Consider the following 26,071-nt stretch of genomic DNA (forward strand, 5'->3'; position numbering starts at 1 on the left):
AAATGCGGTCGGGATGAGACAATGATTAGCAAACGCCACCAATGCAGCGGCATTAGTTCTTTCGGCAAAAAAATAATTTCACAGAGCGTTTCGTCCGCCACTGTCACCGCCACCGCCGCTGTCGCCACTTTCGCCGCCACCACCACCACCGCCGCCGCCACTGCCGCCATCTCCACCTTCGCCGCCGCCGTCTCCACCCTCACCGCCGCCGGAAGCCGCAGCAGGGTTGAGTTTCAGTAAGACAGGGGTTGCATAAATAACGGCGAACGTCAGACCCAGCTTCGACAAGGCGTGCCGTCGTCCGGGGTTGACGTTCTGGTCGTCACTTTGATTGTTTAAGATCTTGTCCATCTTGGTTTCTCCTTTTTAGGCCGACGTAAAAAATTCCGGCCAACGTGTTTTACCGCCCTTAAAAATGTCACTGGACCCGTTGCCAGAGCCCCGTACCCTGTTTGCAGACAGTACGATTGTTGACCCGTTTGCGGCCCTTAACATCGTAGGTGCTCTGATACTCACGACAGGACTCTCCATTGGTACCTTGAAACGATCTGAGCGGCGTCAGTGTTGCGCTCAGGGATCCGTCCGGCCTGTTCCAGGCTGTTGCCGCGCCATCGGCATTTTCATTCAGAACTTTCTGAACTGTATTAATCAGGATCGCCTGTTCGTTGCCTGGCAAAGCCGTGGAGTTGAAACCAAAGCTGACCAGCTCGCGCTGGCGACTGGGGCGACTGGCGTAAGTGTCTGTCCGTTTGACGTAATAACCGACCTCAGGGGAATAGTAGAATGTCCGGGTTTGACGCCAGAAGCTGGTACCGTCCAGGTAACGGTAGCAGGGAATTTTGAAGACATTGAAGGTGCCGGCAGCAACATCCAGAGATTGCGTTCCCTCGACCATGCACTGCCAGCTTTGTTTATATTCGTTGTGTGTTGATCCGTCATTGGCATCGACGGATTGCAGGTAATCAAAGCGGCCGGTGGCGCCGACTTGCAAAGGCCATAGCAGTTTTGCATCAGCAGTCGTTGTTGATTTGCTGCGCCGGGTGCGATTCTGCCAGCCAATATCAGGTAGCAGGAAGTTGCGATGGATCCAGCGAATGATACCGCGGTCGTCGCGCCAGGTAAGGGTTTCGCCATTTATCTCGATGACAGTATCTGTGCGGCCATCGTCAAAAATAAAACTCTCACCGACTGCGAGGTCGGGTAAATTTTCAGTCGCCATCTGCGGTCCGGTGTAAAAGGGTGTCGCTTCCTTGGCGGGGCCGGGCACTTGGGCGCAGCCACCAGCAAGCAGTAAAATCCCTAGTGTGGAGAAAAGAAGGGATTTGCTGAAAAACCCGGAGAAAAAATTCATCTTATTCACGGCACATACCATCCTTGATCTGTTTTACCCATCCCGGAATGCCGATGTGCTCAGGAGTCGGCACCTTTGGGCTTCGATTCTGATGAAAGGTAGGGGTTCGCACCTGAACAGAAGATGAATTCAATTTTTGGAAAATTTATTACATAAAACAATAGCTTAATGGAGCTTTGCCAGGGGGGATCACTTAACAATATCAAGTAATAATGACGTTCACCCCTTTTCCGCAGGATAAAAAAACACATATAATACAATAATTGTGATCAGATTTTTTGTGTTGAGAGCCAAGGGATTTCCATGAGCAAGCCATACGGCGCAAGCGTCCCGGGACAGGGTGGAGGCGATGATGATTTTGAAGTTGGAATCGCCACTAAAACGCGCCCGAAAACCAAAAAACCGGCCATGTATAAAGTGCTGATGTTGAACGATGACTACACGCCCATGGAATTCGTCGTTCATGTGCTTGAGCGCTACTTTGGCAAATCATCCGAAGAATCGACCCGGATCATGCTGCATGTGCATCAGCGCGGTGTCGGGGTTTGTGGGGTTTTTACCCATGAACTGGCGGAAACCAAGGCTACTCAAGTGATGGACCTGGCCCGTCAGAACGACCACCCGCTGCAATGCACCATCGAAAAAGACGGAGACGATTGACCCTTATGTTATCGAGAAATCTGGAACAAACCCTGCACCGGGCATTGGCTATGGCAACCGAACGCCGTCATGAATATGCTACCCTTGAACACCTGCTGATGGCGTTGACTGATGATCAGGACGCCGTTGCTGTGCTGAGGGCCTGCGGGGTCGACCTGGATCAATTGCGTCAGAATTTGGTCGATTTCATCAATGACGAACTGGCTGAAATCCGGCTCGATTCGCCAACTGATACACCCATGGCCGATCCCAAGCCGACGGCCGGTTTCCAGCGCGTCGTGCAGCGGGCGATTATTCATGTGCAGTCTTCGGGTCGCGAAGAAGTCACCGGCGCCAATATTCTGGTAGCGCTGTTTTCCGAACGCGAGTCACATGCTGTCTATTTTCTGCAAATCCACGATATGTCGCGCCTTGATGCGGTCAATTACATCTCCCACGGCATCGCCAAGGTGCCCGGCAAGGATCGCCCCGCAGCTGTTAGCGGTGCCGATGAAGACATGGCGGCGGAGGATATTGTCAAGACAGCCGATGAAGCGCTTGAGGCTTATTGCGTCAACCTCAACCAAAAAGCCCAGGAAGACGGCATTGATCCCCTGATTGGTCGTAATGCCGAGGTGGACCGGACCATTCAAATCTTGTGCCGTCGCTCGAAAAATAACCCGCTTTACGTGGGCGACCCCGGCGTTGGCAAAACCGCCATTGCCGAAGGGCTGGCCCGGCGCATCGTTAAAGGTGAGGTCCCCGACGTCCTTAAAGAAGCAACCATTTACGCCCTCGACATGGGCTCATTGCTGGCCGGAACCCGCTACCGTGGCGATTTCGAGGAACGACTGAAGGGGGTCATCAAGGAACTCGAAGACATGCCCCACGCGATCATGTTCATCGATGAGATTCACACCGTTATTGGCGCTGGTGCGACCAGCGGTGGTTCCATGGATGCCTCGAATATTCTTAAACCTTCCCTGGCTAACGGCAAACTGCGCTGCATGGGTTCCACCACCTACAAGGAATACCGCTCGCACTTTGAAAAGGACCGGGCCCTGGTCCGTCGCTTCCAGAAGATCGATATTCATGAGCCTTCCGTCGAGGACACGGTGAAGATTCTTAAAGGCCTGAAGCCTTATTTTGAGGAACACCATAACGTCACCTACAGTGCCGAGGCCCTGCGCACCGCCGTTGAGCTGTCGGCGCGTTATATCAATGATCGCAAGCTGCCTGACAAAGCCATCGACATTATTGACGAAGTCGGCGCTTCGCGGATGTTGCTGGCCAAGGCCAAGCGGCGCAAGAAGATCACCGTCAAGGATGTCGAGGAAACCGTCGCCATGATCGCCCGGATTCCGCCCAAAAGCGTCTCCAGTGATGATCGCAAGGCCCTGAAAACCCTTGAAATGGACTTGAAGACCATGGTTTTCGGTCAGGACAAGGCGATTAACGCCCTTTCCAGCGCCATCAAGATGTCACGGGCTGGCCTTCGCGAGCCTGAGAAACCCATCGGGGCCTATCTGTTCTCGGGCCCCACGGGTGTTGGCAAGACCGAGGTTGCGCGCCAGTTGTCGATGACCCTGGGCGTCGATCTTGTCCGTTTCGATATGTCCGAATACATGGAACGCCACAGCGTCTCGCGCCTGATTGGCGCACCGCCGGGCTATGTCGGCTTTGATCAGGGTGGTCTTTTGACCGACGCCGTAGATCAGCAGCCCCATACGGTGTTGTTGCTTGATGAGATCGAGAAGGCGCATCCGGACCTGTTTAACATCCTGTTGCAAGTGATGGATCACGGCAAACTGACGGACCATCATGGCAAGAGCGTCGATTTCCGCAATGTCATTTTGATCATGACCACCAATGCCGGTGCCGCCGAACTGGCCAAACCGGCTATCGGTTTTGAGCGTTCAGAACGTACCGGCGACGATACGGAAGCTATTGAGCGCATGTTCACACCGGAATTTCGCAACCGGCTGGACGCCACCATCACCTTCGACAGCCTGTCGCCGGAATCGGTGTCGCGGGTTGTCGACAAATTCATTATTGAGCTTGAAGCGCAACTGGGAGATCGCAACGTCATCATCGAATTGACCGATGATGCCCGTGAGTGGCTTGCCAAAAAGGGTTACGACAAGTTGTTTGGCGCAAGGCCACTGGCCCGTGTTATTCAGGAGCACATCAAAAAACCGCTGGCCGAGGAATTGTTGTTCGGCAAACTTTCCGATGGCGGCGTCGTCAGGGTGTCTATCGTCAAGGGCAAGGCAGCCTTCGATTATCCTGATCCGGAGCCTCGCAAACCCCCGAAAAAGGTCAACAAGGGCAAGAAACCGGCACTGGTCAAATAGTGAAAGCCAGCTTTCTCGACGGCATTCGTGTTCTCGACCTGAGCCAATACCTGCCGGGGCCTTCGGCGACCCAGATGCTGGCTGACATGGGCGCCGATGTGATCAAGGTCGAACCGCCCCAGGGCGACCCTCTGATGGGTATGAGTCCCCTTGATGGCGGCCCTGACGGGGAACCATTTTATAAAGCCGTCAATGCCGGTAAAGCGGTTCTGCGTATTGATCTTAAGTCGACGCAAGGCCGGGACGGGTTTGAGACGTTGCTTAAGCGGGCCGATGTATTGCTGGAATCCTACCGCCCCGGGGTCATGGACCGGCTCGGGTTTGGCCGCGATGTGCTGACATCCCTTAACCCCGGTCTTGTCCACTGTGCGCTGACCGGTTACGGCCAGCAGGGCCCGAAAAGCGGCGAGGGCGGTCATGATATCAACTATATCGCTTTAACGGGCGGTTTGGCGGTAACAGGGACTGCCGATACACCCGTTGCCGGTTGGCCACCAGCTGCCGATTACACTGGCGCTCTAAATTCCGTCAATGCCATTCTGGCCGCCCTGTTGGGGCGTCAAAATACCGGCAAAGGGACCTATCTGGATATCGCTATGGCCGATACCTTCATGGCCTGGCAGCCCTGGGGCATGACCGGCCAGGTCCAGGGGGCCGCCATGAAGCGGCAGGGCAATTTACTCAACGGCGGGGCTGCCTGTTACCGGGTCTATTCTGTAAGCGGTGGGCGTTTTGTCACGCTGGGTGCTCTGGAGCCAAAATTCTGGGCGAATTTTTGCGACGCCGTCGGCCATCCTGAGTGGACATCCAGACAACAGGACAGGCTTCCACAAACGGATCTGATGGGCGAGGTTGAAGCCTTGTTCGCATCCCATGATCTGGAATATTGGGAAAGCACGTTGGCGTCTGTGGATTGCTGTTATCAGGCGGTGCTGGATTATGATCAGGCTGCCGATCATGAGCAGACCAAAATCCGAAAACTGGTCCGCAAATCGACCGATCATGCGCAGGTGTTATGGCCGGTTCATGTTGATGGTGAGGCGCTGGATGATCGCCAGCCCGTAACAGAAATAAACCTAAACCAATCACTTAAAAAATGGCAGTAAACTATTGAAGTAAAATATTTTACTTGCACGGTTGGTCGTCGAGTATGGCTGCCTGAAGGGCTCCTAGCGAAGGAATAGGCATCAATGAACGGCCACCAATGGCGATACTTTGCGAACGCCTTTCGCCTTTCGCGTTGATACGGTCGATAACCGCCATCCGGCATTCACTACAGGTGTTGGCCAGGGCCAGGCCGGTCGCCCCGTTCTTATCGGTTCTTTGCATGATGATGCAGCGTTTTCCGTCGCTCTTGGCAGCCTTTTGGGCAGCCGTCGGGGCGTTATCGCTTGCCGAGGGGCGGCACGAACTGTCGGAGGTAATCCTCGATTGACCGGGGCCGCGAAAGGACAGGTCTGTGGTTGTTTTCGGGGCCAGTGTATAGGTTCGGTTGATGGGTGCCGCTGCGCTGGGGCGTTTGCGTTGAAGTTGGACAATGCGGCAGGAGCCACAGGTGTTGATCAGTTGTTCACCGCGCAAGGTTTTGACCAGCCGGGTGCATTTCAAGGCAGCCTCGGCAGGGGGCAGTGCGATCAACCAGATAAACAGGGAGGCAAAAACGATTTGCAATTTGATCATACGAAATAGTAGGGCGAAAAGGTTAAGACCTTTTGAACGGCGAGTGATCGCTTAAGGAGTCGATCTCTTCATGCACGGCTTCTGTTTCTTCGCGCAGGAAACGGGCGACCGCTTCCCTGAATCCGGAATCGGCGATCCAGTGGGCGCTGTACGTGGGGTGGGGAAGGTAACCGCGCTGCAGTTTGTGTCCACCCTGGGCACCGGCCTCGACCCGGGCCAGGCCGTTTTTGATGGCGAAATCAATGGCCTGGTAGTAACAGATCTCGAAATGCAGGAATTTAAAGTTCTCAAGGCAACCCCAATAGCGTCCGTAAAGGGTATCGCCACCGATCAGGTTAAGGGCCCCGCCAACGCACTGACCGTCCTGTTCGGCCATAATCAGCAAGACTTTACCCGCCATTGTCTCCCCCAATCGGGTGAAAAAATTCCGGTTCAGGTAAGCCTGGCCCCATTTTTTGTCCGAGGTATCCCGATAAAAGCGATAAAAGGCGTCCCAATGGCGGGGCTCGATCTCTGGTCCTGTTAAAGTGCGGATGTTGACGTCGTGCTGATCAACGGCGCGGCGTTCCTTGCGGATCATTTTGCGTTTGCGCGAAGAAAGAGCCCCAAGAAAATCATCAAATGAGCCAAATCCGTGATTGAGCCAGTGAAACTGCCGGTCCGTTCGCTGCAACATGCCCAATTCACCACACAGTTGCCATTCCTCCTCACTGGCAAAGGTTATATGGAAAGAAGACACCTCAAGGCGCTGCGCCAACTGGACAAGGCCAGCAATCATCGTTGTTTGTATGGCCCGCTGTTTCTCAGGCGCCAAATCCTGACGGACAAGAATTCGCCTGCCGGTAACCGGGGTGAACGGTACTGCAGCCTGTAATTTTGGATAATACTGGCCGCCGGCACGGTGGAAGGCATCGGCCCAACCCCAGTCGAAGACATATTCTCCGTAGGAATTATTCTTCAGATAAAGCGGGACAACGGCAAGCGGGGCCGTGTTCTCATCCCCCAGCACCAGATGCTGGGGTAACCAACCTGCCTCGGACCCGACCGATCCGCTTTGCTCCATGGCGCAAAGAAAGGCGTGGCTGACGAAGGGGTCGTCGTTTCCCGCACAACAGTTCCAGTCGGCCGCACTGATTTCGTCAATGTCGCCCAGAACCTTGATGACTTGCGTTTCACTTCCGTCCGGCATCAATAATAAGTGAGGCCAAAGACCGGATAAAACAAGCCTTAAGGTGGTTTTATGAAATTTCGAAGATGCCGTCGACTTCGACTGCCACACCCAGCGGCAGCGACGGTGCACCGACGGCGAAACGGGCGTGTTTGCCTGCCTCACCAAAGACCTCGGCAATCAGGTCAGAAGCGCCATTGATAACCTTTGGCTGGTCGGTGAAGTCGGCCGTGCAATTGACAAAGCCGCCCAGTTTGACCACTTGTTGAACCCGCTCAAGATCACCCGCGCAGGCATCCTTGAGTTGCGCCAGCAGGTTGATGGCGCAAATACGGGCCGCCTGATAACCATCATCGACGCTAAAATTATCACCAACAGTTCCCTGGTATTGCAGTTCCCCGTTAAGCATCGTGACTTGTCCGGATATAAAAACCAGGTTGCCGCTTATAACGTAAGGTATGTAGTTGGCGGCGGGAGCCGCCGGCTTGGGTAATTCGACACCCATATCAAGCAGGCGCTGTTCGATGGTTCCGGCCATGATTTTTATCCAAATTTATTAAATTTTCAGGTGGGTTCTGTCTGTTGGCGCTTCGCAAACAACGCTTGAGCCCATGTCTTCCAGCATCGTCCGGGCGGTTGCCAGTTTGGCATCGATGGCGTCATCATCCTGGTCCGGGTCGTGATGAAACAGATACAGGGTCTTTACCTTGGCCTGGGCAGCCAGATCGACGACCTGACCAATACATGAATGGCCCCATCCGACCTTGCCGTTGGCATATTCTTCATCCGTATAGGTGCTGTCCGTAATCAGGGCGTCGGCGCCTTCGATGAACTTGACCAGCCGCTTAACGTAGAACGGGTCATAATGTTCCTCGTCGGATTCCAGGAACAGCTCGTTATCGGTGATGTAACAGATCGAGCGCCCTTTGTATTCGATGCGGTAACCCAGACACTGCCCCGGATGGTGCAACAGCATTGTCCTGATGGTGATACCGTCAAATTCGAGGACTTCCTCGTGCAGGTCACGGAAGGTGACACTTGAGGCGAATTCCTGAATGGTTATGGGGAAATAGACCCCATCCATTTGAGCCGAAATCAACTGGTGGACCGTAATATCATCATGACGAGGGCCGAATACTTCAAAAATATTGCCCTGAATATACAGCGGCACGAAGAAGGGCAGGGCGTTGATGTGGTCCCAATGGGGGTGGGAGATGAAAATCTTTGCCTCGATCTTCTTTTTTCCCAGTCCCATCATCCAGTTAGACAATTCCTTGATGCCACTACCGGCATCGAAAATAAGAAAATCGCCGCGTGAGAATTCAATGGTCACACACGATGTATTACCACCGTAGCGGATGCTTTTCTCACCGGGTACGGGCAAGGTGCCACGGACACCCCAGAAAGACAGGTCCATCATGTCTTCAAGGATCCGGTTGACCGTATCGACAAAAGTCTTTTCGCGGATGGGCTTGGTGATGAAGCCATCGATGCCGCTATCAAAGGCGCGTTTGCGGTCATAATGGTAAGATTTTGATGAAACGACGATCAGTTTTGTCTTGGCCAGTTCGGGATGCTGGCGCAACTGGGCGCACCATTCCATACCATCAAGGCCCGGCATCATCAGGTCGAACAGGACACAGTCCGGTTTTGCATCGGCAATTTGATCAATGGCGATGGTGCTGTCGGTATGGAACGTTGCTTGATGACCACCATCGATTAACAGGGTGGCCATGAATTCAGCCATTTCCGGGTCATCATCAACGACGAAAAAATTCAATTTTGCTGTATCCGACATGTAAGTCCTTGCGAATATGCGATTTCAGGGCCGTGGCCTTAAGAATTATCGGTCACTTTAATATGTAGTCAATGCCATTGCGATAAGGAATAGCCAGTTTACCTCTTTAGCTGAAAGGTTCCTTAACAATATTTTGACGGTGGTGATACAGATAATTTCAAAAAGAGGGCGGTCCCGGATTATAGAAATCCAGGGCCGCCCCAAGTTTCCCAGGGAGGATCCCCTATAATCTTCTGTCCTTTACGAGCAACCGCTGGTGCCACCACATGTCAGGCACTTCAGACAGGTGCCATTGCGAACCAATGTAAAGTTGCCGCATTCTCCGCAAGGATCGCCTTCATAACCTTTCATTCTGGCTTCCCGGACTTGATCCATGTGCATATCGGCCGTGTCGATGACTGAACTTTTGACGCTGACAGTTTCCGTTACTTCGGCCCTGGCGACCATTTGAGAACCACCGGCCCCGGCTGACGCTGTCATTTTGCCACTACTGCTGACGGCTTTGGTGACGCTCTCTTCGCCTTCGCCGTACCCCTTGGCGCCCTTGATGACAAGAAATTTGGAACGCACATAGCCTTTCGAGGCGATGCGCTCGACAACTTCCTGCGCTTCTTCCTGGACGCTTTGGGCAAAATTGCCTTCCCCGTCGCCTTTGCCAATGCTGTCGGGAGCCAAATCTTCGGGCACTACATGGGCCAGGTCATTGCGACCAAGGTAGGAAACGGCCAATTCGCGGAAGATATAATCCAGAATTGACGTCGCCATCTTGATGGTGTCGTTACCTTCGACAATGCCCGACGGGTCAAAGCGGGTGAAGGTGAAGGCTTCAACGTATTCTTCCAGCGGAACGCCGTACTGCAGGCCGATGGAAATGGCGATAGCGAAGTTGTTCATCAGGGAACGGAAAGCAGCGCCTTCCTTGTGCATATCGATAAAGATTTCGCCAAGGGGGCCATCTTCATACTCGCCCGTGCGCAAATACACTTTGTGCCCGCCAACCACCGCTTTCTGGGTGTAGCCCTTGCGACGATGAGGTAATTTTCGGCGTTGAGTGATAAAACGCTCAACAATGCGTTCGGCAACAATTTCGGCGCGCAGGGTATCGGACGCCTCGGCAATTTCGTCCATCGTGTCCAGATCGTCGGCATCAAGAAGCTGCGCTTGCAAAGGTTGGGACAGTTTCGAGCCATCCCGGTACAAGGCGTTTGCTTTCAGGGCCAAACGCCATGACAACATGTAGGCTTCCATGCAGTCTTCGATGGAGGCGTTGTTTGGCATGTTGATGGTTTTGGAAATAGCGCCTGAAATGAACGGCTGCGAAGCCGCCATCATCCGGATATGGCTTTCAACTGACAGGAATCGTTTGCCTGTGCGACCACAAGGATTGGCGCAATCAAAGACGGGCAGGTGCTCGTCTTTTAAATGCGGTGCGCCTTCCATTGTCATCGAGCCGCAAACATAGATGTTGGCGGCATCGATTTGGTCCCTGGGAAAGCCCAATTCGGTCAGTATGTCGAAGGACACATTGTCCAGGTCTTCGGGGCTTAACCCCAGGGTCTCGGTGCAGAAACTTTCGCCCAACGTCCACTTGTTAAAAGCGAACTTGATGTCGAAAGCTTCCATCAATTCTTTTTCAACCGCTTTCAGGGCTTCATCCGTAAAGCCTTTTTCACGTAAAGAGTCGTGGTTGATGCCCGGGGCACCTTCAAGGGTGCCATGTCCTTCGGCATATCCCTTGATGTCCTTGATTTGACGCTCCGAATAACCCAGACGGTTGAGGGCTGTCGGCACCATGCGGTTGATGATTTTGAAGTATCCGCCGCCGGCCAGTTTTTTGAATTTGACGAGGGCGAAATCCGGTTCGATGCCGGTTGTGTCGCAATCCATGACCAGACCGATGGTGCCTGTCGGGGCGATAACACTAACCTGGGCGTTGCGGAAACCATGCTCCTGGCCCAGTTCCAAAGCCCGGTCCCAGGCGGCGCGCGCCGCCACTGATAATGTGGCGTCGGGTGAGCCTTCGGCAACCAGCGGCACCGGGGCAATGTTCAAATCTTCGTAACCTGCGGCTTCGCCGTAAGCGGCGCGGCGGTGGTTGCGAATAACCCGTAACATTGCCTCTGCATTGTCATGGTAGCCCGGGAAGGCGCCCATCTCGGCGGCCATTTCGGCCGACGTCGCGTAAGAAACACCTGTCATCAGAGCCGAAACAGAAGCACAGATGGTGCGTCCGGCTTCTGAATCGTAAGGAATGCCAGCGGCCATCAGGTAGCCGCCAATATTGGCAAAGCCCAAACCAAGGGTACGGAATTTGTAGGATAGCTGTGCAATCCGTTCTGACGGGAATTGCGCCATCAGGACCGACACTTCCAGTGTTATTGTCCACAGGCGAACGGCATGTTCAAAAGCCTCGACATCGAAGGCAGCCTCGCCACCCTTGTTCTCAATCAAAAACGACATCAGGTTCAGTGACGCCAGGTTGCAAGCGGTGTCATCCAGGAACATGTATTCCGAACACGGGTTGGAGGCATTGATGCGACCACTTTCGGGGCAGGTATGCCAGTCATTGATGGTGGTATCGAACTGCAATCCCGGATCGGCACAGGCCCAGGCGGCTTGACCGATCTGTTCCCACAATTCACGCGCCTTGATGCGCTTGGAAATGCTGCCATCCGTGCGTTGCAGTAGTTCCCAGTCACCGTCTTCAAGAACCTTTTGCAGGAAATTGTCAGTGATCCGGACCGTGTTGTTGGAGTTTTGTCCCGAAACCGTCAGATACGCTTCCGAATCCCAATCCGTATCGAAGACCGGGAAAGAAATTTCTGTATAGCCCTGCTGGGCGAACTGAATGACCCGTTGAACGTAGTTTTCCGGGATCATCGCTTTACGAGCAGCGATGATGGCGATTTTCAGGTTGCTGTTCTTTTTGGGATCGAAGTTGCAGTCGCTGTCGCCATCATTCTCGCAACCCTCGCCGTCGCAGCCCTGAAGGCAAGCCTGCATGACCAGATTCATGTGAACTTCGGCTTGCCTTGATCCTGTGACAAGGGCGGCAACTTTCTGCTCCTCGCGAACTTTCCAGTTAATGAATTGCTCGACATCGGGATGATCGACATCGACGACGACCATCTTGGCGGCGCGCCGGGTTGTGCCGCCGGACTTGATGGCGCCAGCTGCACGGTCACCGATTTTCAGGAAACTCATCATTCCCGAAGATTTGCCACCGCCCGAAAGGTTTTCATTCTCGCCGCGCAAGCGCGAGAAGTTGGTGCCGGTCCCAGATCCGTACTTGAACAGGCGCGCCTCCCGCACCCATAAGTCCATAATGCCGCCTTCATTGACCAGATCGTCGCTGATGCCCTGAATGAAGCAAGCATGGGGTTGGGGATGTTCGTAGGCGGATTTTGACTGAACCAGTTTGCCGCTGCGGAAATCGACGAACGAGTGACCCTGGGCCGGGCTGTCGATGCCGTAAGCCCAGTGCAGTCCGGTATTGAACCACTGCGGCGAGTTTGGCGCTCCAACCTGGGTCGCCAACATATAGCGCATTTCATCAAAATAGGCTTTGGCGTCGGCCTCCGAATCGAAGAAACCACCTTTCCAGCCCCAGTAGGTCCAGGTTCCGGCAAGCCGGTCAAATACCTGCTTGGCCGAACTTTCACCACTGCTGCGTTCGTTTTCAGGCAGGTCTCTGCAGGCTTTATCGTCGGCGGCGTTGCGCCATAACCAGGATGGGATATCCTTTTCCTTAACGGCCTTCAGCATGGCCGGAACGCCCGCCTTGCGGAAATATTTTTGCGCCAGCACATCGCAGGCGACTTGCGACCACGCGGCCGGGACCTCCATACGGTCTAGCTGGAAGACAACAGAACCATCCGGATTGCGAATCTCACTGGCCGTATGACGGAATTCAATTGAATCATAAGGTGATTCGTTTTTGTTGGTGAATAGACGTGTAACGCGCATGAAGCCCCCAAATTGGCCCTGAATGTTATTCCTTGACGAGTACCCGTTATGGGTCAAACTCGCCGGTTCTTTATTTGTTTTTATCCGGGGCTCCCCACCCTGGAATCATCCGGCCTGTGGCGACCAATAATCCATCGCCTGACGCAAATTCTTGTGTGAAACACTAGATAGCGTGTCTGCCCAAGCTCGAGGCACAAAATGTAGTTTATCGTTGCCTGTCACGCAACAATAAAATTTTGTCTAAAATTTTATGTATGTGGGCATGAAAGTTCAAATATCCCAAAAATATCAATGAGTTATGAGGTGGTGGTGAATTTGACCATCAACAAAAAAATCTTTTTATGGCTAAAATGCTCTTTCGCCATGGTTGTGAATAACTTTCGCTTCGTGAGGGCCAAAAAGCCGTTTTGATTGAGTCGGTTGCGGCTTTCACTTGATATTTTAAAGCAGTCGCTGGGCTTGCCCGGACAATTGGCAGGGAGAAGGTAAAATTTCAGAAAATCAGAACGAATCGCATTTAAGTCATACTCTGGACGCGACCCTGATCAAGTGCCATATTTGCGCCATCAAATTTCGCCAGTATAAATGTCTTATATAAATGTAAGTGAATTTAGAGGACCACATGATTACCGGTACGTTGCTCTATACATGGTTTAAGGGTGAATTGGTTGGCACCGACGTTTTTTCAAACCGTTACTACCGCTCTCGAGGGGCCAAGCTTTCGGGCCGCGAGCGGCGTTGGGTTCTCTATCACGGCAAGACGGAGGCCTCATCGGTTCCGGCGGAATGGCATTCATGGCTGCATCACACAACCGATGCGCCATTGACCGAAAGTGCTGCCCAGTTGCGTTCATGGCAGAAAGAGCACGAGCCCAATGCCAGCGGTACCTCCGATGCCTATTTACCGCAGGGACATGAATACAAGGGTGGCCATCGGGCCGCCGCGACTGGTGATTATCAGTCCTGGTCGCCAGATAACTAAAGAAAACCGTGCCCCAAGAACCATCCCGACAATCCTGGAATCCGGAAGGTTACGAGCGTAACGCCGGGTTTGTATCCGATTTGGGCGCAGCCGCCATGGATTTGCTGGCCCCGAAAGCCGGTGAACGAATCCTCGACCTTGGTTGCGGCCATGGCAAGTTGACGGAAAAAATCGTCGCTCTGGGGGCAGATGTTCTGGCCATTGACGCCAGTGCTGAACAGGTTGAAGGGGCGCGCGCCCGCGGCATTGACGCCCACATCATGAACGCCAGCGCGCTTGCTTTCGAGGACCGGTTTGACGCTGTTTTCTCGAACGCCGTCCTGCACTGGATCAAAGACGCCAGCAGCGTTATCGAAGGCGTCAAAAGGGCGCTGGTTCCTGGTGGCCGCTTTGTCGGTGAGTTTGGTGGCGCGGGCAATGTCGCTCGTGTTGCCCAGAGCGTTGAGCGGGTCATGGAAAAGCGCGGCCTTGCCATTGCCGATTACTGGCCCTGGTATTTTCCCACGGTGGAGGACTATGGCGGACACCTGCAAGCAGCCGGATTGACCCTTGGTCATATGGAGTTGTTTGCCCGTCCAACCCCGCTTCCAGGCGACATCACAGGCTGGCTCGAAACGTTCGGTGAAAGTTTCATCAAGGCCATACCCGAGGACGAGCAGACGATTTTTTTGCAGGATGTTCGTGATGATCTGGCTCCTGACTTGCAGGATAAACAAGGCGTCTGGACGGTAGATTATGTGCGTCTGCGTTTTCAGGCATTCCTTCCATGAGGATCATCGGGTTTTTCGGTTTTCTGTTTTTATTGCTGACGTCACCAGGGGTTCAGGCCGATCCGTTCAATACCGCCGTCTTGCAGGGACTGGACAAGGTAACAGCGCGGGTTTCGACCATTGAGGTGCCACTTGGCGATACCGCCAAGTTCGGGGCGCTGGAAATTATCGTTCGCGCCTGCGACAAGCGGCCACCGGAAGAAACGCCCGAAAGTGCGGCCTTTCTCGATGTTTGGGAAGTTCGCCCGGGTGAGCCTGCGGTCAGTATCTTCCGTGGCTGGATGTTCGCGTCCTCCCCGGCACTATCGGCGCTGGAACATCCGGTTTATGACGTCTGGCTGCTCGATTGCGTCAATACCGCCTCGACCGAAGACCAGGACTCCTCATCCGAAACATCGAACTGAAACTTGGCGTCGGATTCCATGGCATGGTTCAGGGCCACCAGATAATCGCGGGCAGGAATTTCAATGGCCCCGAATTTTTTCAGGTGATCAGTAACAAATTGCGTGTCGAGTAAGTGCATGTTGCAATACTTCAGTCGCGCCACCAGGTGGACGAGGGCGACCTTCGAGGCGTCGGTCTCGTGGGAGAACATGCTCTCGCCACAAAAAGCGCCATTCAAGGAAACCCCGTAAAGACCACCAACAAGTTTTCCATCAAGACGGCATTCGACGCTGTGGGCGAGTCCCAATCGGTGAAGTTCCGTATAGGCGTCGATAATCTGGTCGTTGATCCAGGTGCCTTGATCGGGCCTTGGCGTTTCGGCGCAGGCTTCAATGACGGCCGGAAAGTCGATGTTAAAACCGACACTGAAGTGGCGCTTCCGGATGGTCTTTTTCAGGCTGCGGGTGACGTGGAATGTATCAAGGGGCAAAACGCCCCGGACTTGCGGATCAACCCAAAAGATCGACGGGTCATGGCGTGATTCGGACATCGGGAAAATACCGGTGGCGTAAGCGCGAACCAGTAACTGGGGGTTTAGTAGGTTCGGTACGGGTGTGGCGGGGGCCATCGTTTAATCGTCAAGACCGACAAATTTTTCCAGCCAGTGGATATCGTAGTCGCCGTTGACGAAATCAACTTCCGACATCAGTTTTTGATGAAGCGGGATCGAGGTTTCGATGCCGTCGATAACGTATTCGGCGAGCGAGCGCCTGAGGCGCATCAGGCATTCGTTACGGTTGGCACCGTGGACGATCAGTTTGGCGATCATCGAATCATAATAGGGCGGCACCACATAACCTGAATAAATGGCTGAATCGACGCGCACGCCAAGGCCTCCCGGTGCGTGATAATCACCGATGGTGCCCGGCGACGGCATGAAGGTTTCGGGGTGTTCGGCATTGATCCGGCATTCGATGGCGTGGCCGGAAAAACGAACATCGTCCTGCTCGTAGCCCAGCGGCGCACCGGCGGCGATACGGACCATCTCGCGGACGATATCAAGGCCGGTAATCATTTCAGTGATCGGGTGTTCGACCTGCAGTCGGGTGTTCATTTCGATGAAATAAAATTCACCGTCCTCGTACAGGAATTCAATAGTTCCGGCGCTGCGGTAGCCAATTTTCCTGACCGCCTCGGCGGCGATGGTGCCAATTTTCCGGCGCGTGTCCTCGTTCAATGCCGGGGAGGGGGCTTCCTCAAGGATTTTCTGGTGGCGTCGTTGAAGCGAGCAATCGCGCTCCCCCAGGTGAACCACATTACCAAAGCCGTCAGCGAGAACCTGAATTTCGATATGCCGCGGCTTGGTCAGGTATTTTTCAAAATAGACCTCACCGTTGCCGAAGGCGGCCTCGGCTTCCTTCTGCGCCATCTGGATCGCGCCGGGCAGTTCATCAGCCGACGTGGCCAGCTTCATGCCGCGACCACCGCCACCCGCCGTCGCCTTGACCAACACTGGGTAGCCAATGTCGGTTGCGGTCTTCAAGGCGGTATCTATATCGTTGACGGCGCCATCAGATCCCGGAACCACCGGAATACCGGCGTCCTTGACGGCCTGTTTGGCGGCGATCTTGTCGCCCATCAGGGTGATGTGTTCGGGCTTGGGGCCGATGAAGGTAAAGCCGTGTTCTTCGACCATGGTCGCAAAAGAAGCATTTTCGGACAGGAAACCGTAACCGGGATGAATGGCGTCGGCATTGGAAATGGCGGCGGCTGACAGGATCGCCGGAACACTCAGGTAACTATCCTTGGCCGCCGGTGGGCCGATGCAAATACTTTCATCGGCAAGACGCACATGCATTGCCGTTTCATCGGCCGTCGAATGAACGGCAACGGTGCGGATGCCCATTTCCCGGCAGGCACGCTGGATGCGCAGGGCAATTTCACCACGATTGGCAATGAGAACTTTCTCGAACATTGGTTACTCGATAATCATCAGCGGCTCGCCAAATTCAATGGGCGTTCCGTTGTCGATGAAAACACGCGTCACTTTGCCTGCTCTGGCAGCCTTGATCGGGTTGAAGACTTTCATGGCCTCGATCAGCAACAACGTGTCGCCTTCAGAAACCTGATCACCGATTTTAACGAACGGCGGTGTTTCAGGGTCGGCAGCGGTGTAGGCGGTGCCAACCATGGGCGAGACAACAACGCCGGGATGATCGGCATGGGAGCCTGCATCATCGGCAGGGGTGCCAGAAGCTTCCGCCTTTGGCGCTTCCATTGGTGCTGGAACCGGTGTGCTGGCGATGGCGCCACCCTTGGCCACCCGCAGGTGCCATTCGTCGGTGCCGTATTCGATTTCGCTCAGGCCGGTTTCATCAAGCAGTCCGGCCAGTTGACGCACAAGGTCTTCGTCAATTTTGGATTTTTTCGGGTTTTTATCAGCCATGGGATCAGCTACCAGCCTTTTGTTTTATTCAGAACTGTTGTTGAGGATTCTTGCCGCCGCATCAAGGGCCATTTCATAACCGTAGCCGCCGAAGCCGCAAATCATCCCCACGGCGGCCTTGGAAACGAAGGAATGATGGCGGAATTCTTCGCGTTGGTGAATGTTTGATAAATGCACTTCGATCACCGGAATGTCACAAGCCTTCAGGGCGTCGAGCAAAGCCACAGACGTATGGGTATAGGCCCCGGCATTGACAACGATAAGATCAGCCTCGTTGCGCGCCTGTTGAACCCAGTCGACCAGCTCGCCTTCCGTATTGGATTGGCGAAAGGTGACGCTAAGTCCAAGTGTCTCGGCGCGGGCCACTGATTTGGCCTCGATATCGGCCAGAGTCTCGTTGCCGTAAACGTCGGGCTCGCGGGTGCCCAGCATATTCAGGTTAGGGCCGTTAAGGACCAGAATTCTAGATGACATGGTTCGTTCTTAAGTTGTTCAGAATGAACCGGTTTTATAGCATGGGCGATAAACACTTTGAAAATGATTTCCGGGCACGTCATAACAGGACTGGTTGACCTCTAAAGAAACAGGACAGTTATGCAGATTACCATCAATGGCGAAGCGCAAAGTTTTGATGCGGCTTTGAATGTAGAACAATTGCTGGGCCAAATCGGCCTGGATCACCGCAAGGTTGCCGTTGAGCGCAACCTGGAAATCGTGCCCAAGTCGCGCTACGGGGAAACCGTGCTGGGCGATGGTGATAAGCTGGAAATTGTCCACTTTATTGGCGGCGGCGCTCCCGAAGACGATGATCCACTTGTTATTGATGGTCGAAAGCTTGGCTCACGGTTGATTATCGGCACCGGAAAATACGCCGACTATGAACAGAATCGCCTGGCCCTTGAGGCTTCGGGAGCAGAAATGGTCACTGTCGCGGTGAGACGGGTCAACCTGACGGATCCGAATGCGCCGATGCTGATGGATTCAATCGACCCCAAAAAATACATCTACCTCCCAAATACAGCCGGTTGCTTCACCAAGGATGACGCGCTGCGGACTCTGCGACTGGCGCGCGAGGCTGGCGGCTGGGATCTGGTTAAACTGGAGGTGCTTGGAGACGAGAAAAGCCTCTATCCGCGCATGATCCAAACGCTGGAGGCCACAGAAACCCTTATTGCTGACGGCTTCAAGGTGATGGTCTATTGCTCCGACGATCCTATGTTATGCCAGGAACTGGAAGCCATGGGCTGTGTCGCCATCATGCCGCTGGGTGCGCCCATCGGTTCGGGGCTGGGTATTCAGAACCCGGTCAACATCCGCATGATCGTCGAGCAATCAAAGGTGCCGGTGATCGTCGATGCCGGTGTCGGCACGGCCTCTGACGCCACTGTCGCCATGGAACTTGGCTGTGACGGGGTGCTGATGAACACCGCCATTGCCGGGGCTGGTGATCCGGTGCGTATGGCCCGGGCCATGAAACACGCTGTCATCGCCGGGCGCGAAGCCTACCTTGCCGGACGGATGGCCAAAAAAATGTACGCCGATCCATCCTCGCCACTGGCCGGGCTTATATAAAAAAACCAAAAAGGAAGCATCATGGACGAAAAAATGTTTGAAAAGGGACTGGCCAAACGAAAGGCCACGCTGGGCGATGAGTATGTTGAAGGCGTCATGGAAAACGCCGACGATTTCGCCCGCCCGTTTCAGGAAGCCATGACCGCCTGGTGCTGGGGTTTCGGCTGGGGTGATGAGGTCATTGACGAGAAAACCCGCTCGATGATGAATTTGGCGATGATCGGGGCGCTGGGCAAAATGCACGAATGGGAACTGCATTGCCGCGGCGCTTTGAAAAACGGCGTCTCGGTTGAAGAAATACGCGCCATCGTCCACGTCATCAGCATCTACTGCGGCGTCCCCCAGGGAGTGGAATGCTTCCGTCATGCCCGCAAGGTGCTTGAGGAAGAAGGCAAGCTTTAAGGGTTTAGAAATTTATAATCATTATGAATAAAAAACGTGATCCAATAATCGAAGGGTAATGATTGATGAATTTCATGCTTTCGTCTTACGAGGTTCATCATCAAAATCAATGGGATTTTGATGATGAGGTTTTGCCGGGAGTTATCTATGGGGTGGCAGACGAATTGCTCAGTCCAGCCTATTGGGCCCTGCGTTGTAAAACAATCGAAGAACAAAAACGTGATTTCGTAAACCGTTACGGATCCTTGGAAGAGGAGGTTGGGTTCTGTCTTCTTGGTGGATATGGCGTTACAGTTGAGGTGGCAACAGCATTTTTCGTACGCTTGAAAAATATAGGAGTATTTAACCCAAACATATGCATCGAAGAGCCGGAAATTCTCAATGCACTTCTCGAGCCGTTGCCCATAAAAGGGAGGTTGCAACGCTATCGTTTCCCCAAACAGAGGTCGAAGAGGTTATCCAATGCGATGGAGTTTCTTGCGACTACACCACTTGATTTACAAGATGCGATAACTTTTCGCGATGATCTTCAAAAGATCAGTGGAATAGGTCCAAAGACTGCCAGTTGGATTACGCGAAACTGGTTAAATTCAGATGATGTAGCAATCATTGATATCCATATATTAAGGGCTGGTTGGGCTATCAATCTTTTTGATAAGAAAATACGACTGCCGAGGGATTATTTCTCTCTAGAAAAAAAATTCTTGAAACTAGCTGAAGCCATTGATGTACGTGCGTCAATTCTTGACGCTGTTATCTGGTCTGATATGCGAACATTTGGATCACGTTTGCTTAGAAGGCTTGACGTTGTATGAAATGTCCTAATACCTTAGATTAGTACTTATAGGAAGAGGATACTATTATGGGTGGTAGCGGAACAGGCTCTGGATATCCAACAAGGGGCGGAGGGGGTGCTGAGGGTGATTGCGATCTTCAAATCCAAGCTACTTTATTCGGACCTGTCCTGGCAGTTGTGTCGGGGCTGAATGTTGGTGACATTCTAGATATTGTATTGTTGCCAAGTGGTGCGACGTCTTCGGTTGCAGTAATGACACGAAGCGCTCCTATTCAGCAGGCGGGAACAATAGCCGGTGTTTCCCAACAAGCCGAACTCGTTAGATGCATTCAGGACGGTATAAACTATGAGGCGGAGGTGATTCAATTAGCAGGCCCCACCGTACGTCTAGATATCAGAATGGCCTAAATCCAATGATTGTTGTTGGAGGGTATTACCTCGAACAGTGTGTGAAGCCACATGAAAAGGTGGGTTTTGGTTCTGGTGGTAGAGCTGCGATGGCAATAGCATCTGCAGGAGTACCAGTTGATTGGTATTATTATAGCCCTTCGGAGGACTGTCGTCGTGTTGCTCTTTCTTTAGCCCACGAGAATATTGCGCATTTTCCGCATGACTCTGATGCACTTATTACATTTCGATATTTCCACCCCTTATCCTCTCCAGTCTACTCACCCAGCAATCCGGCAATTAGCCCATCGATTGAGGTTGAAGGCGATGTGGTGCTGCGCTTCGGTTTCATGGAGGGAGATGCTGTGGTTAGGGGAGGGCGGGTAATTTACGATCCCCAATCTCCAAATGAACCAATAAGTTACTCAAAAAATGGCTCGATTGCGAGCAATTTAGCCATTGTATTGAATGCAACAGAAGTCCGGAAGTTGGGCCGGTCAGATGATGAGACCGAAGCTGTTAAGAAAGTAGGCACAATAGATAATGCAGATGTGGTGTTGGTGAAAGCAGGTGCCGAGGGGTGTCGTGTTTACCTGTCTGGGGAACTCCAAGGAACTGTCCCACCTTACAAATCGGAGCGAGTATACAAGATCGGCTCAGGAGATGTGTTTAGCGCTTCTTTTGCATACCAATGGGGGGTTTTAGGAAAAAGCGAAATGGAAAGTGCCGATGTCGCTTCTCGCTGCACGTCCCAGTATTGTGAGACACGCCTTCCGACTGTCCTGGCCAATGAGGACTTGAAAAGACTGAAATCAATAGAAAGGAAACGCGAGGGGAGAATTTATATAGCTGGTCCCTTTTTCACGGTTGGAGAGTTATGGGTAATTGAGGAAGCATGGAAAGCTCTGACCGAACTCGGGGCGGAGGTGTTCTCCCCCTATCATGCTGTAGGATTTGGTTCAGCAGATCAGGTTGCAGATGCCGACCTTAAGGGATTGGACGAGTGCACAGCAGTTCTTGCATTCATTGATGGGTGTGATCTTGGGACAATATTTGAGATTGGCTATGCACGATCAAAAAATGTTCCAGTTGTCGCGTTATCTGAAAATGCCAAAGATGGAGATTTGACGATGCTCACGGGAACTGGGTGCATTCTGATCGATGATTTCTCGACTGCGATTTATCGGGCCGCTTGGGAAAGCTGGCGGTGAGGCTGTTGCTATTTTCTGGCGGCGTTGAATCAACATGTCTTGCACATGAACTTCAGCCTGATCTTCTCTTAACAATCGATTATGGACAGAAACCTGTATTGGGTGAAACTAGAGCGGCGACGACAATCGCATCAAGGCTTTCGCTTAGGCATGAATTGATTAGTGTTCCGATGCAAGAAATGGGTCGTGGCGATATGGCTGGTTCTCATCCAGCAAGAGATGAGGCCATCCCAGAATGGTGGCCATACCGCAATCAAATGCTGATAACTCTTGCAGCTATGCGTTATGAGCGTGAGGGACTTCAGGAAATCATTATTGGCACTATGAAAACAGACTCCGTCCATTCAGATGGCACACAACAGTTTATTACAAACATTGATGTACTAATGAGGTGCCAAGCGCCGTATGTGACTGTTGTTGCTCCCGCGATTAATATGACAACGCTAGAACTCGTTGGGCGTTCTAGAACCCCAAGAGAACTTTTGGGTTGGACGCATTCATGCCATCGTTCATCTATAGCATGCGGAGTTTGTCGTGGCTGCTATAAGACGATTCAGCTTTTCAAAGAGCTTGATGAGGAAGGAAAAATATAAGGGTTACTTGTCGCCGGGGCGGCGCATGAAGGCCGGGACGTTGCCGCTGTCGCCGAATTTCTGCTTTTCGTCGCCTGAATTCTGGGCCGGTCGCGGTTGCTGCTGAGGCCGGGCCTGTTTTTGCCGTTGGGGCTGCGGTTTGGCGGCCTCTTTATCTGCCGGTTTATCTGCCGGTTTTTCGTCCCTGGGTTGGCGTCCACGTCCACGGCCACGTCCACCACGTGAGCGGTTGCGCTCGCGTTCCTGCTTAGGGGCGGCTTGCTCACTGGTTTGTTCTTGAGCTTTAGCTGGGACTTGATCCGGGGTCTGTTCTTCTGCGGCCTCTTTAGGCGTGTCCTCTTTATCGGGGGTGGCCTTGACCGGTTTGGGGTTTTCGACGACTTTGAAGCCTGTTTGACCGAATGGTGGGATTTCCTTGCCGATCAGCCTGGTGATCGCCTCGATATACTTGCGGTCTTCGGCGACGGCAATGGTGTAGGCGTGGCCCTGGAGACCGGCGCGTCCGGTGCGGCCGATACGGTGAACGTAGTCTTCGGCGTGGCTCGGCACGTCGAAATTAAAGACATGGCTTAGGGCCGGAATGTCGAGGCCACGGGCCGCAACATCACTGCAAATCATGTAGGTGAACTTGTTTTCCTTGAACCGTTGCAGCATTTCCATGCGCGCCGGTTGCGCCATATCTCCATGCAACTGGCCGACGGAGTAACCGTGCTTGGTCATGGATCGGTGAAGGGTGCCGATATCGCGCTTTCGGTTGCAGAAAATAAGCGCGTCCTTGACGTCTTCCTGGGCAATCAGCCTGCGAAGGGCTGCGCGTTTTTCTTTTTGCCCGCCACCGGGGCGTCGCCCATCGCCGTGCGGAACCATGATCAGTCCCTGGGTGATGGTCTCGTCGCTGGTTTCCAGCTTGGCGATGGTGATTTCTTTCGGGTTCATCAGGAATTTGTCGGCAAGACGGCGAATTTCCGGGGCCACGGTGGCCGAGAAAAACAAGGTCTGACGCATCGGTGAAATCAGCGAGACGATCTTTTCAACATCGGGGATGAAGCCCATGTCGAGCATCCGGTCCGCTTCGTCGATAACCAGAATCTTGACATCGGTCATCAGCAGGCGTCCGCGCTCAAACAAATCAAGCAGCCGACCGGGGGTGGCGATCAGCACGTCGGGGCCGCGGTCGATGACTTTCAATTGTTCGTTCATGGACGAGCCGCCGATCAGCAGCGCCTTGCTCAATTTGTGGTACTTGCCGTAGGTGTCGAAGTTGTCGGCAACCTGGGCAGCAAGCTCGCGTGTCGGCTCGAGAATCAACGAGCGCGGCATCCGCGCTTTTGCCCGGCCCGAGGCCAGCACGTCGATCATCGGCAGGGTGAAGCCGGCCGTCTTGCCAGTGCCGGTCTGCGCGCAACCCAAAATGTCGCGGCCCATCAGCACAATAGGAATGGCCTGCTCCTGAATGGGAGTGGGGGTGGTGTAACCTGCGTCTTCGACGGCTTTTAGGACGCCGTCGCCAAGTCCAAGATCTGAAAAATTCATATGGTTTGGGATAGATGGGCACCAACAAATGATGCCTTTGATCCCCGTCCTTAAGTTGAGGAAAGCGGGATATTAGGCTTTCCGTGCTTTAAGTCAATAATGAAGGTCGATAGAATCCCATATGACTTAACAGATTCTTGTAAATTTCAAAGAAAGCTTCCCGCCCATGTTGATTAAGGCTGACCGTTCGGCGCTACTGGTTATTGATATTCAGGACAAATTGGCCCCTGCGATGAACAATATCGAAGGGGTTGTTGAGAACACCTCAATTTTGATGCGCGCGGCGTCCCGCCTGAAGGTGCCACAGCTGGTTTCGGAGCAATATCCGCAAGGGTTGGGGGCAACCATTGAACCGCTGGCCGAACTGGGCATTGGCGAGGTCGTAGCCAAGGTGACGTTTTCCTGCATGGCAGACGCGGACTATGGGCCGCGCTTTAAGGCCCTTGGTCGTGCACAGGCGGTGATTGTCGGGGTTGAAGCCCATGTCTGCGTGCTGCAAACGGCAATGGATTTACTGGAACAAAATGTGCAAGTCTTCGTGGTTGCTGATGCGACAACCTCGCGCAGCCCGGACAACCATTCCATGGGGTTGCACAGGTTGAGTGGCGCGGGGGCGGAAATTGTCACCACGGAAATGGTGTTGTTTGAATGGCTGGGTCAGGCGGGAACGCCTGAGTTCAAGGATATAAGTAAATTTATCAAATAGTTAGCGTCATTTATTAAGAGTTTGATTCGGATGGAAAAGACTCACCTACTGCTGTTGCCGGGGCTGCTGTGCGACGAAAATTTATGGTCCCATCAGATCAGGACGCTGGCGGACATCGCCGACGTTTCTGTCGCCGATCTGACCCGCGATGACAGTATAGAAGCGATGGCGGCGCGGACGTTGAGCGAAGCCCCCGAAACCTTCGCCCTGGCCGGATTATCCATGGGCGGTTATGTGGCCCAGGAAATTTTGCGTCAGGCCCCTGATCGGGTGCAACGTCTGGCCCTGCTTGATACGTCGGCCTTGCCCGATAGTGACGAGCAACGCAAACGCCGCACCGGCTTTATCAATCTGACCCTGGAAGGCAAATTCAGGGGGGTTACGAAACGTCTGCTGCCGCTGCTCATTCATCAAGACAGGTTGACTGATGAAGATCTGACCAACTCAATCATGACGATGGCTGAACATATCGGCGAGGAGGCGTTTATCCGCCAACAGCATACGATTATGAGCCGCAAAGATGGCTTTGAGGTTCTCTCGCGTGTTAATTGTCCGGCGGTGGTGATATGTGGGGCACAGGATAACCTGACCCCGCCTGAACAGCATCAGGCAATGGTTGACGCCATTCCCGGCGCTGTCCTTGTTGTAATTGAAGATTGCGGCCATTTGTCGACACTGGAACGACCCTATGCGGTCAGCGCGGCCATGCGCTATTGGTTACAGGTATAAAAATATGACCGGTCTAATTCTTCCCTACGAGGAAACCGTACCGACAATTTCCGATGACGCCTTTATCGCCCCCAACGCCACCATCATCGGTGATGTTGTGATCGGCGATGACAGTGGCGTCTGGTTCAATTGCCTGCTGCGCGGTGACGTCAATGAAATCCGCGTCGGTGAGCGAACCAACATTCAGGATGGCACCATCGTCCATGTTTCGGGTGAAGGGCAGGGAACTTATATTGGCAATGACATCACCATCGGTCATATGGCCCTGATCCATGCCTGCACGCTCGAAGATGGCTGTTTCATTGGCATGAACGCAACGGTCATGGATGGCGCTGTCATCGAAAGTGGCGCTATTGTCGCCGCCGGGGCGCTTGTGTCACCGGGTAAAACCATTCCCGCCGGTCAGTTGTGGGGCGGCACACCGGCTCGTTACTTGCGCGACCTTACCCAGAGCGACCTTGAAATGATAGCCTACACAGCGCCCCATTATGTCAAGTTGGCCCATCGATATCGCAAAGGTTTGGCAGAGCAGTGAGTAGCAATAAATCCAATAATAAGACCCTGATCAAACAGGTTCTGGATGGCCAGCCGCGTGCCATAGCCC

General features: G+C 53.4%; 26 protein-coding genes. 14 read left to right on the forward strand and 12 right to left on the reverse strand.

Features of this window, described 5'->3' with window-relative positions; genetic code table 11:
* Positions 1–78 precede the first annotated feature (78 nt).
* Both HOL66_16795 and HOL66_16800 read right to left on the reverse strand, forming a co-directional pair.
* Positions 79–279: a hypothetical protein gene (locus tag HOL66_16795; protein MBT5245891.1), complete on the reverse strand. Its 201-nt coding sequence runs from the start codon at positions 277–279 to the stop codon at positions 79–81.
* A gap of 139 nt (positions 280–418) precedes the next feature.
* The gene (locus tag HOL66_16800; GenBank protein ID MBT5245892.1) at positions 419–1,360 is read right to left on the reverse strand and encodes a hypothetical protein; all 942 of its coding nucleotides are present in this window, start codon (positions 1,358–1,360) and stop codon (positions 419–421) included.
* Positions 1,361–1,654: 294 nt separating this feature from the next.
* On the opposite strand from HOL66_16800, the gene clpS reads away from it, so the two are divergent.
* Genes clpS through HOL66_16815 form a run of 3 tightly spaced genes read left to right on the forward strand, consistent with a single transcriptional unit; the run spans position 1,655 to position 5,450 of the window.
* Entirely contained in the window at positions 1,655–2,011 is a 357-nt protein-coding gene (gene clpS, locus HOL66_16805) for an ATP-dependent Clp protease adapter ClpS (GenBank protein ID MBT5245893.1), read from the forward strand.
* A 5-nt stretch (positions 2,012–2,016) separates the two neighbouring features.
* Entirely contained in the window at positions 2,017–4,344 is a 2,328-nt protein-coding gene (gene clpA / locus HOL66_16810; protein MBT5245894.1) for an ATP-dependent Clp protease ATP-binding subunit ClpA, read from the forward strand.
* Positions 4,344–5,450, forward strand: coding sequence for a CoA transferase (locus tag HOL66_16815; GenBank protein MBT5245895.1), 1,107 nt, complete (start codon positions 4,344–4,346; stop codon positions 5,448–5,450). Before clpA ends, HOL66_16815 begins: the two co-directional genes overlap by 1 nt.
* A gap of 19 nt (positions 5,451–5,469) precedes the next feature.
* On the opposite strand, the gene HOL66_16820 is transcribed toward HOL66_16815, so the two are convergent.
* The 5 genes from HOL66_16820 to HOL66_16840 form a co-directional block, all read right to left on the reverse strand.
* Entirely contained in the window at positions 5,470–6,024 is a 555-nt protein-coding gene (locus HOL66_16820) for a hypothetical protein (protein ID MBT5245896.1), read from the reverse strand.
* A 22-nt stretch (positions 6,025–6,046) separates the two neighbouring features.
* Positions 6,047–7,213 (reverse strand): N-acetyltransferase, encoded by a 1,167-nt coding sequence (locus HOL66_16825; GenBank protein MBT5245897.1) that lies wholly within the window; start codon positions 7,211–7,213, stop codon positions 6,047–6,049.
* Between the two features lie 49 nt (positions 7,214–7,262).
* The gene (locus HOL66_16830; GenBank protein MBT5245898.1) at positions 7,263–7,730 is read right to left on the reverse strand and encodes a RidA family protein; all 468 of its coding nucleotides are present in this window, start codon (positions 7,728–7,730) and stop codon (positions 7,263–7,265) included.
* Between the two features lie 18 nt (positions 7,731–7,748).
* Complete coding sequence (locus HOL66_16835; GenBank protein MBT5245899.1) at positions 7,749–8,990, reverse strand: response regulator; 1,242 nt, start codon at positions 8,988–8,990, stop codon at positions 7,749–7,751.
* 240 nt (positions 8,991–9,230) lie between these two features.
* Positions 9,231–12,956, reverse strand: a complete 3,726-nt coding sequence (locus tag HOL66_16840; protein MBT5245900.1) for a vitamin B12-dependent ribonucleotide reductase — start codon at positions 12,954–12,956, stop codon at positions 9,231–9,233.
* Positions 12,957–13,578: 622 nt separating this feature from the next.
* Between HOL66_16840 and HOL66_16845 the strand changes: the two genes are divergently transcribed.
* The 3 genes from HOL66_16845 to HOL66_16855 all read left to right on the forward strand — a co-directional run bounded on the left by HOL66_16845 (position 13,579) and on the right by HOL66_16855 (position 15,112).
* Positions 13,579–13,938, forward strand: coding sequence for an NADH:ubiquinone oxidoreductase subunit NDUFA12 (locus tag HOL66_16845; protein ID MBT5245901.1), 360 nt, complete (start codon positions 13,579–13,581; stop codon positions 13,936–13,938).
* Between the two features lie 95 nt (positions 13,939–14,033).
* On the forward strand, positions 14,034–14,708 hold the full coding sequence (locus HOL66_16850) for a class I SAM-dependent methyltransferase (GenBank protein MBT5245902.1): 675 nt from the start codon (positions 14,034–14,036) through the stop codon (positions 14,706–14,708).
* Positions 14,705–15,112 (forward strand): DUF2155 domain-containing protein, encoded by a 408-nt coding sequence (locus HOL66_16855; protein MBT5245903.1) that lies wholly within the window; start codon positions 14,705–14,707, stop codon positions 15,110–15,112. Before HOL66_16850 ends, HOL66_16855 begins: the two co-directional genes overlap by 4 nt.
* Here the strand turns inward: HOL66_16855 and HOL66_16860 are convergent.
* Genes HOL66_16860 through aroQ form a run of 4 tightly spaced genes read right to left on the reverse strand, consistent with a single transcriptional unit; the run spans position 15,034 to position 18,012 of the window.
* Entirely contained in the window at positions 15,034–15,720 is a 687-nt protein-coding gene (locus tag HOL66_16860) for a leucyl/phenylalanyl-tRNA--protein transferase (protein ID MBT5245904.1), read from the reverse strand. The genes HOL66_16855 and HOL66_16860 overlap by 79 nt on opposite strands.
* Before the next feature lie 3 nt (positions 15,721–15,723).
* Positions 15,724–17,067 (reverse strand): acetyl-CoA carboxylase biotin carboxylase subunit, encoded by a 1,344-nt coding sequence (accC, locus tag HOL66_16865; protein MBT5245905.1) that lies wholly within the window; start codon positions 17,065–17,067, stop codon positions 15,724–15,726.
* Positions 17,068–17,070: 3 nt separating this feature from the next.
* Complete coding sequence (locus HOL66_16870; protein ID MBT5245906.1) at positions 17,071–17,538, reverse strand: acetyl-CoA carboxylase biotin carboxyl carrier protein; 468 nt, start codon at positions 17,536–17,538, stop codon at positions 17,071–17,073.
* 24 nt (positions 17,539–17,562) lie between these two features.
* A complete protein-coding gene (gene aroQ / locus HOL66_16875; protein ID MBT5245907.1) occupies positions 17,563–18,012 on the reverse strand; it encodes a type II 3-dehydroquinate dehydratase in 450 nt (149 codons plus the stop codon).
* Between the two features lie 120 nt (positions 18,013–18,132).
* Between aroQ and thiS the strand changes: the two genes are divergently transcribed.
* From thiS to HOL66_16900, 5 genes are all read left to right on the forward strand, one after another.
* Positions 18,133–19,110: a sulfur carrier protein ThiS gene (gene thiS / locus HOL66_16880; GenBank protein MBT5245908.1), complete on the forward strand. Its 978-nt coding sequence runs from the start codon at positions 18,133–18,135 to the stop codon at positions 19,108–19,110.
* A 21-nt stretch (positions 19,111–19,131) separates the two neighbouring features.
* The gene (locus HOL66_16885) at positions 19,132–19,512 is read left to right on the forward strand and encodes a 4-carboxymuconolactone decarboxylase (GenBank protein ID MBT5245909.1); all 381 of its coding nucleotides are present in this window, start codon (positions 19,132–19,134) and stop codon (positions 19,510–19,512) included.
* Between the two features lie 65 nt (positions 19,513–19,577).
* Complete coding sequence (locus HOL66_16890) at positions 19,578–20,327, forward strand: hypothetical protein (GenBank protein MBT5245910.1); 750 nt, start codon at positions 19,578–19,580, stop codon at positions 20,325–20,327.
* A gap of 394 nt (positions 20,328–20,721) precedes the next feature.
* The gene (locus HOL66_16895) at positions 20,722–21,906 is read left to right on the forward strand and encodes a nucleoside 2-deoxyribosyltransferase (GenBank protein ID MBT5245911.1); all 1,185 of its coding nucleotides are present in this window, start codon (positions 20,722–20,724) and stop codon (positions 21,904–21,906) included.
* Positions 21,903–22,499 carry a 7-cyano-7-deazaguanine synthase gene (locus HOL66_16900; GenBank protein MBT5245912.1) on the forward strand — a complete coding sequence of 199 codons (597 nt, stop codon included), beginning with the start codon at positions 21,903–21,905 and terminating at the stop codon, positions 22,497–22,499. Before HOL66_16895 ends, HOL66_16900 begins: the two co-directional genes overlap by 4 nt.
* 3 nt (positions 22,500–22,502) lie before the next feature.
* Here HOL66_16900 and HOL66_16905 read toward each other — a convergent pair whose 3' ends face one another.
* Entirely contained in the window at positions 22,503–24,032 is a 1,530-nt protein-coding gene (locus tag HOL66_16905; protein ID MBT5245913.1) for a DEAD/DEAH box helicase, read from the reverse strand.
* Between the two features lie 166 nt (positions 24,033–24,198).
* On the opposite strand from HOL66_16905, the gene HOL66_16910 reads away from it, so the two are divergent.
* Genes HOL66_16910 through HOL66_16920 form a run of 3 tightly spaced genes read left to right on the forward strand, consistent with a single transcriptional unit; the run spans position 24,199 to position 26,002 of the window.
* Positions 24,199–24,738 (forward strand): hydrolase, encoded by a 540-nt coding sequence (locus HOL66_16910; protein MBT5245914.1) that lies wholly within the window; start codon positions 24,199–24,201, stop codon positions 24,736–24,738.
* A gap of 30 nt (positions 24,739–24,768) precedes the next feature.
* Positions 24,769–25,467 carry an alpha/beta fold hydrolase gene (locus tag HOL66_16915; protein MBT5245915.1) on the forward strand — a complete coding sequence of 233 codons (699 nt, stop codon included), beginning with the start codon at positions 24,769–24,771 and terminating at the stop codon, positions 25,465–25,467.
* Positions 25,468–25,471: 4 nt separating this feature from the next.
* Positions 25,472–26,002, forward strand: coding sequence for a gamma carbonic anhydrase family protein (locus HOL66_16920; GenBank protein MBT5245916.1), 531 nt, complete (start codon positions 25,472–25,474; stop codon positions 26,000–26,002).
* The last annotated feature ends 69 nt before the right edge of the window (positions 26,003–26,071 follow it).

Source organism: Rhodospirillaceae bacterium, assembly GCA_018662005.1.
In the GTDB taxonomy this organism is placed as follows: Bacteria; Pseudomonadota; Alphaproteobacteria; order Rhodospirillales; family JABHCV01; genus JACNJU01.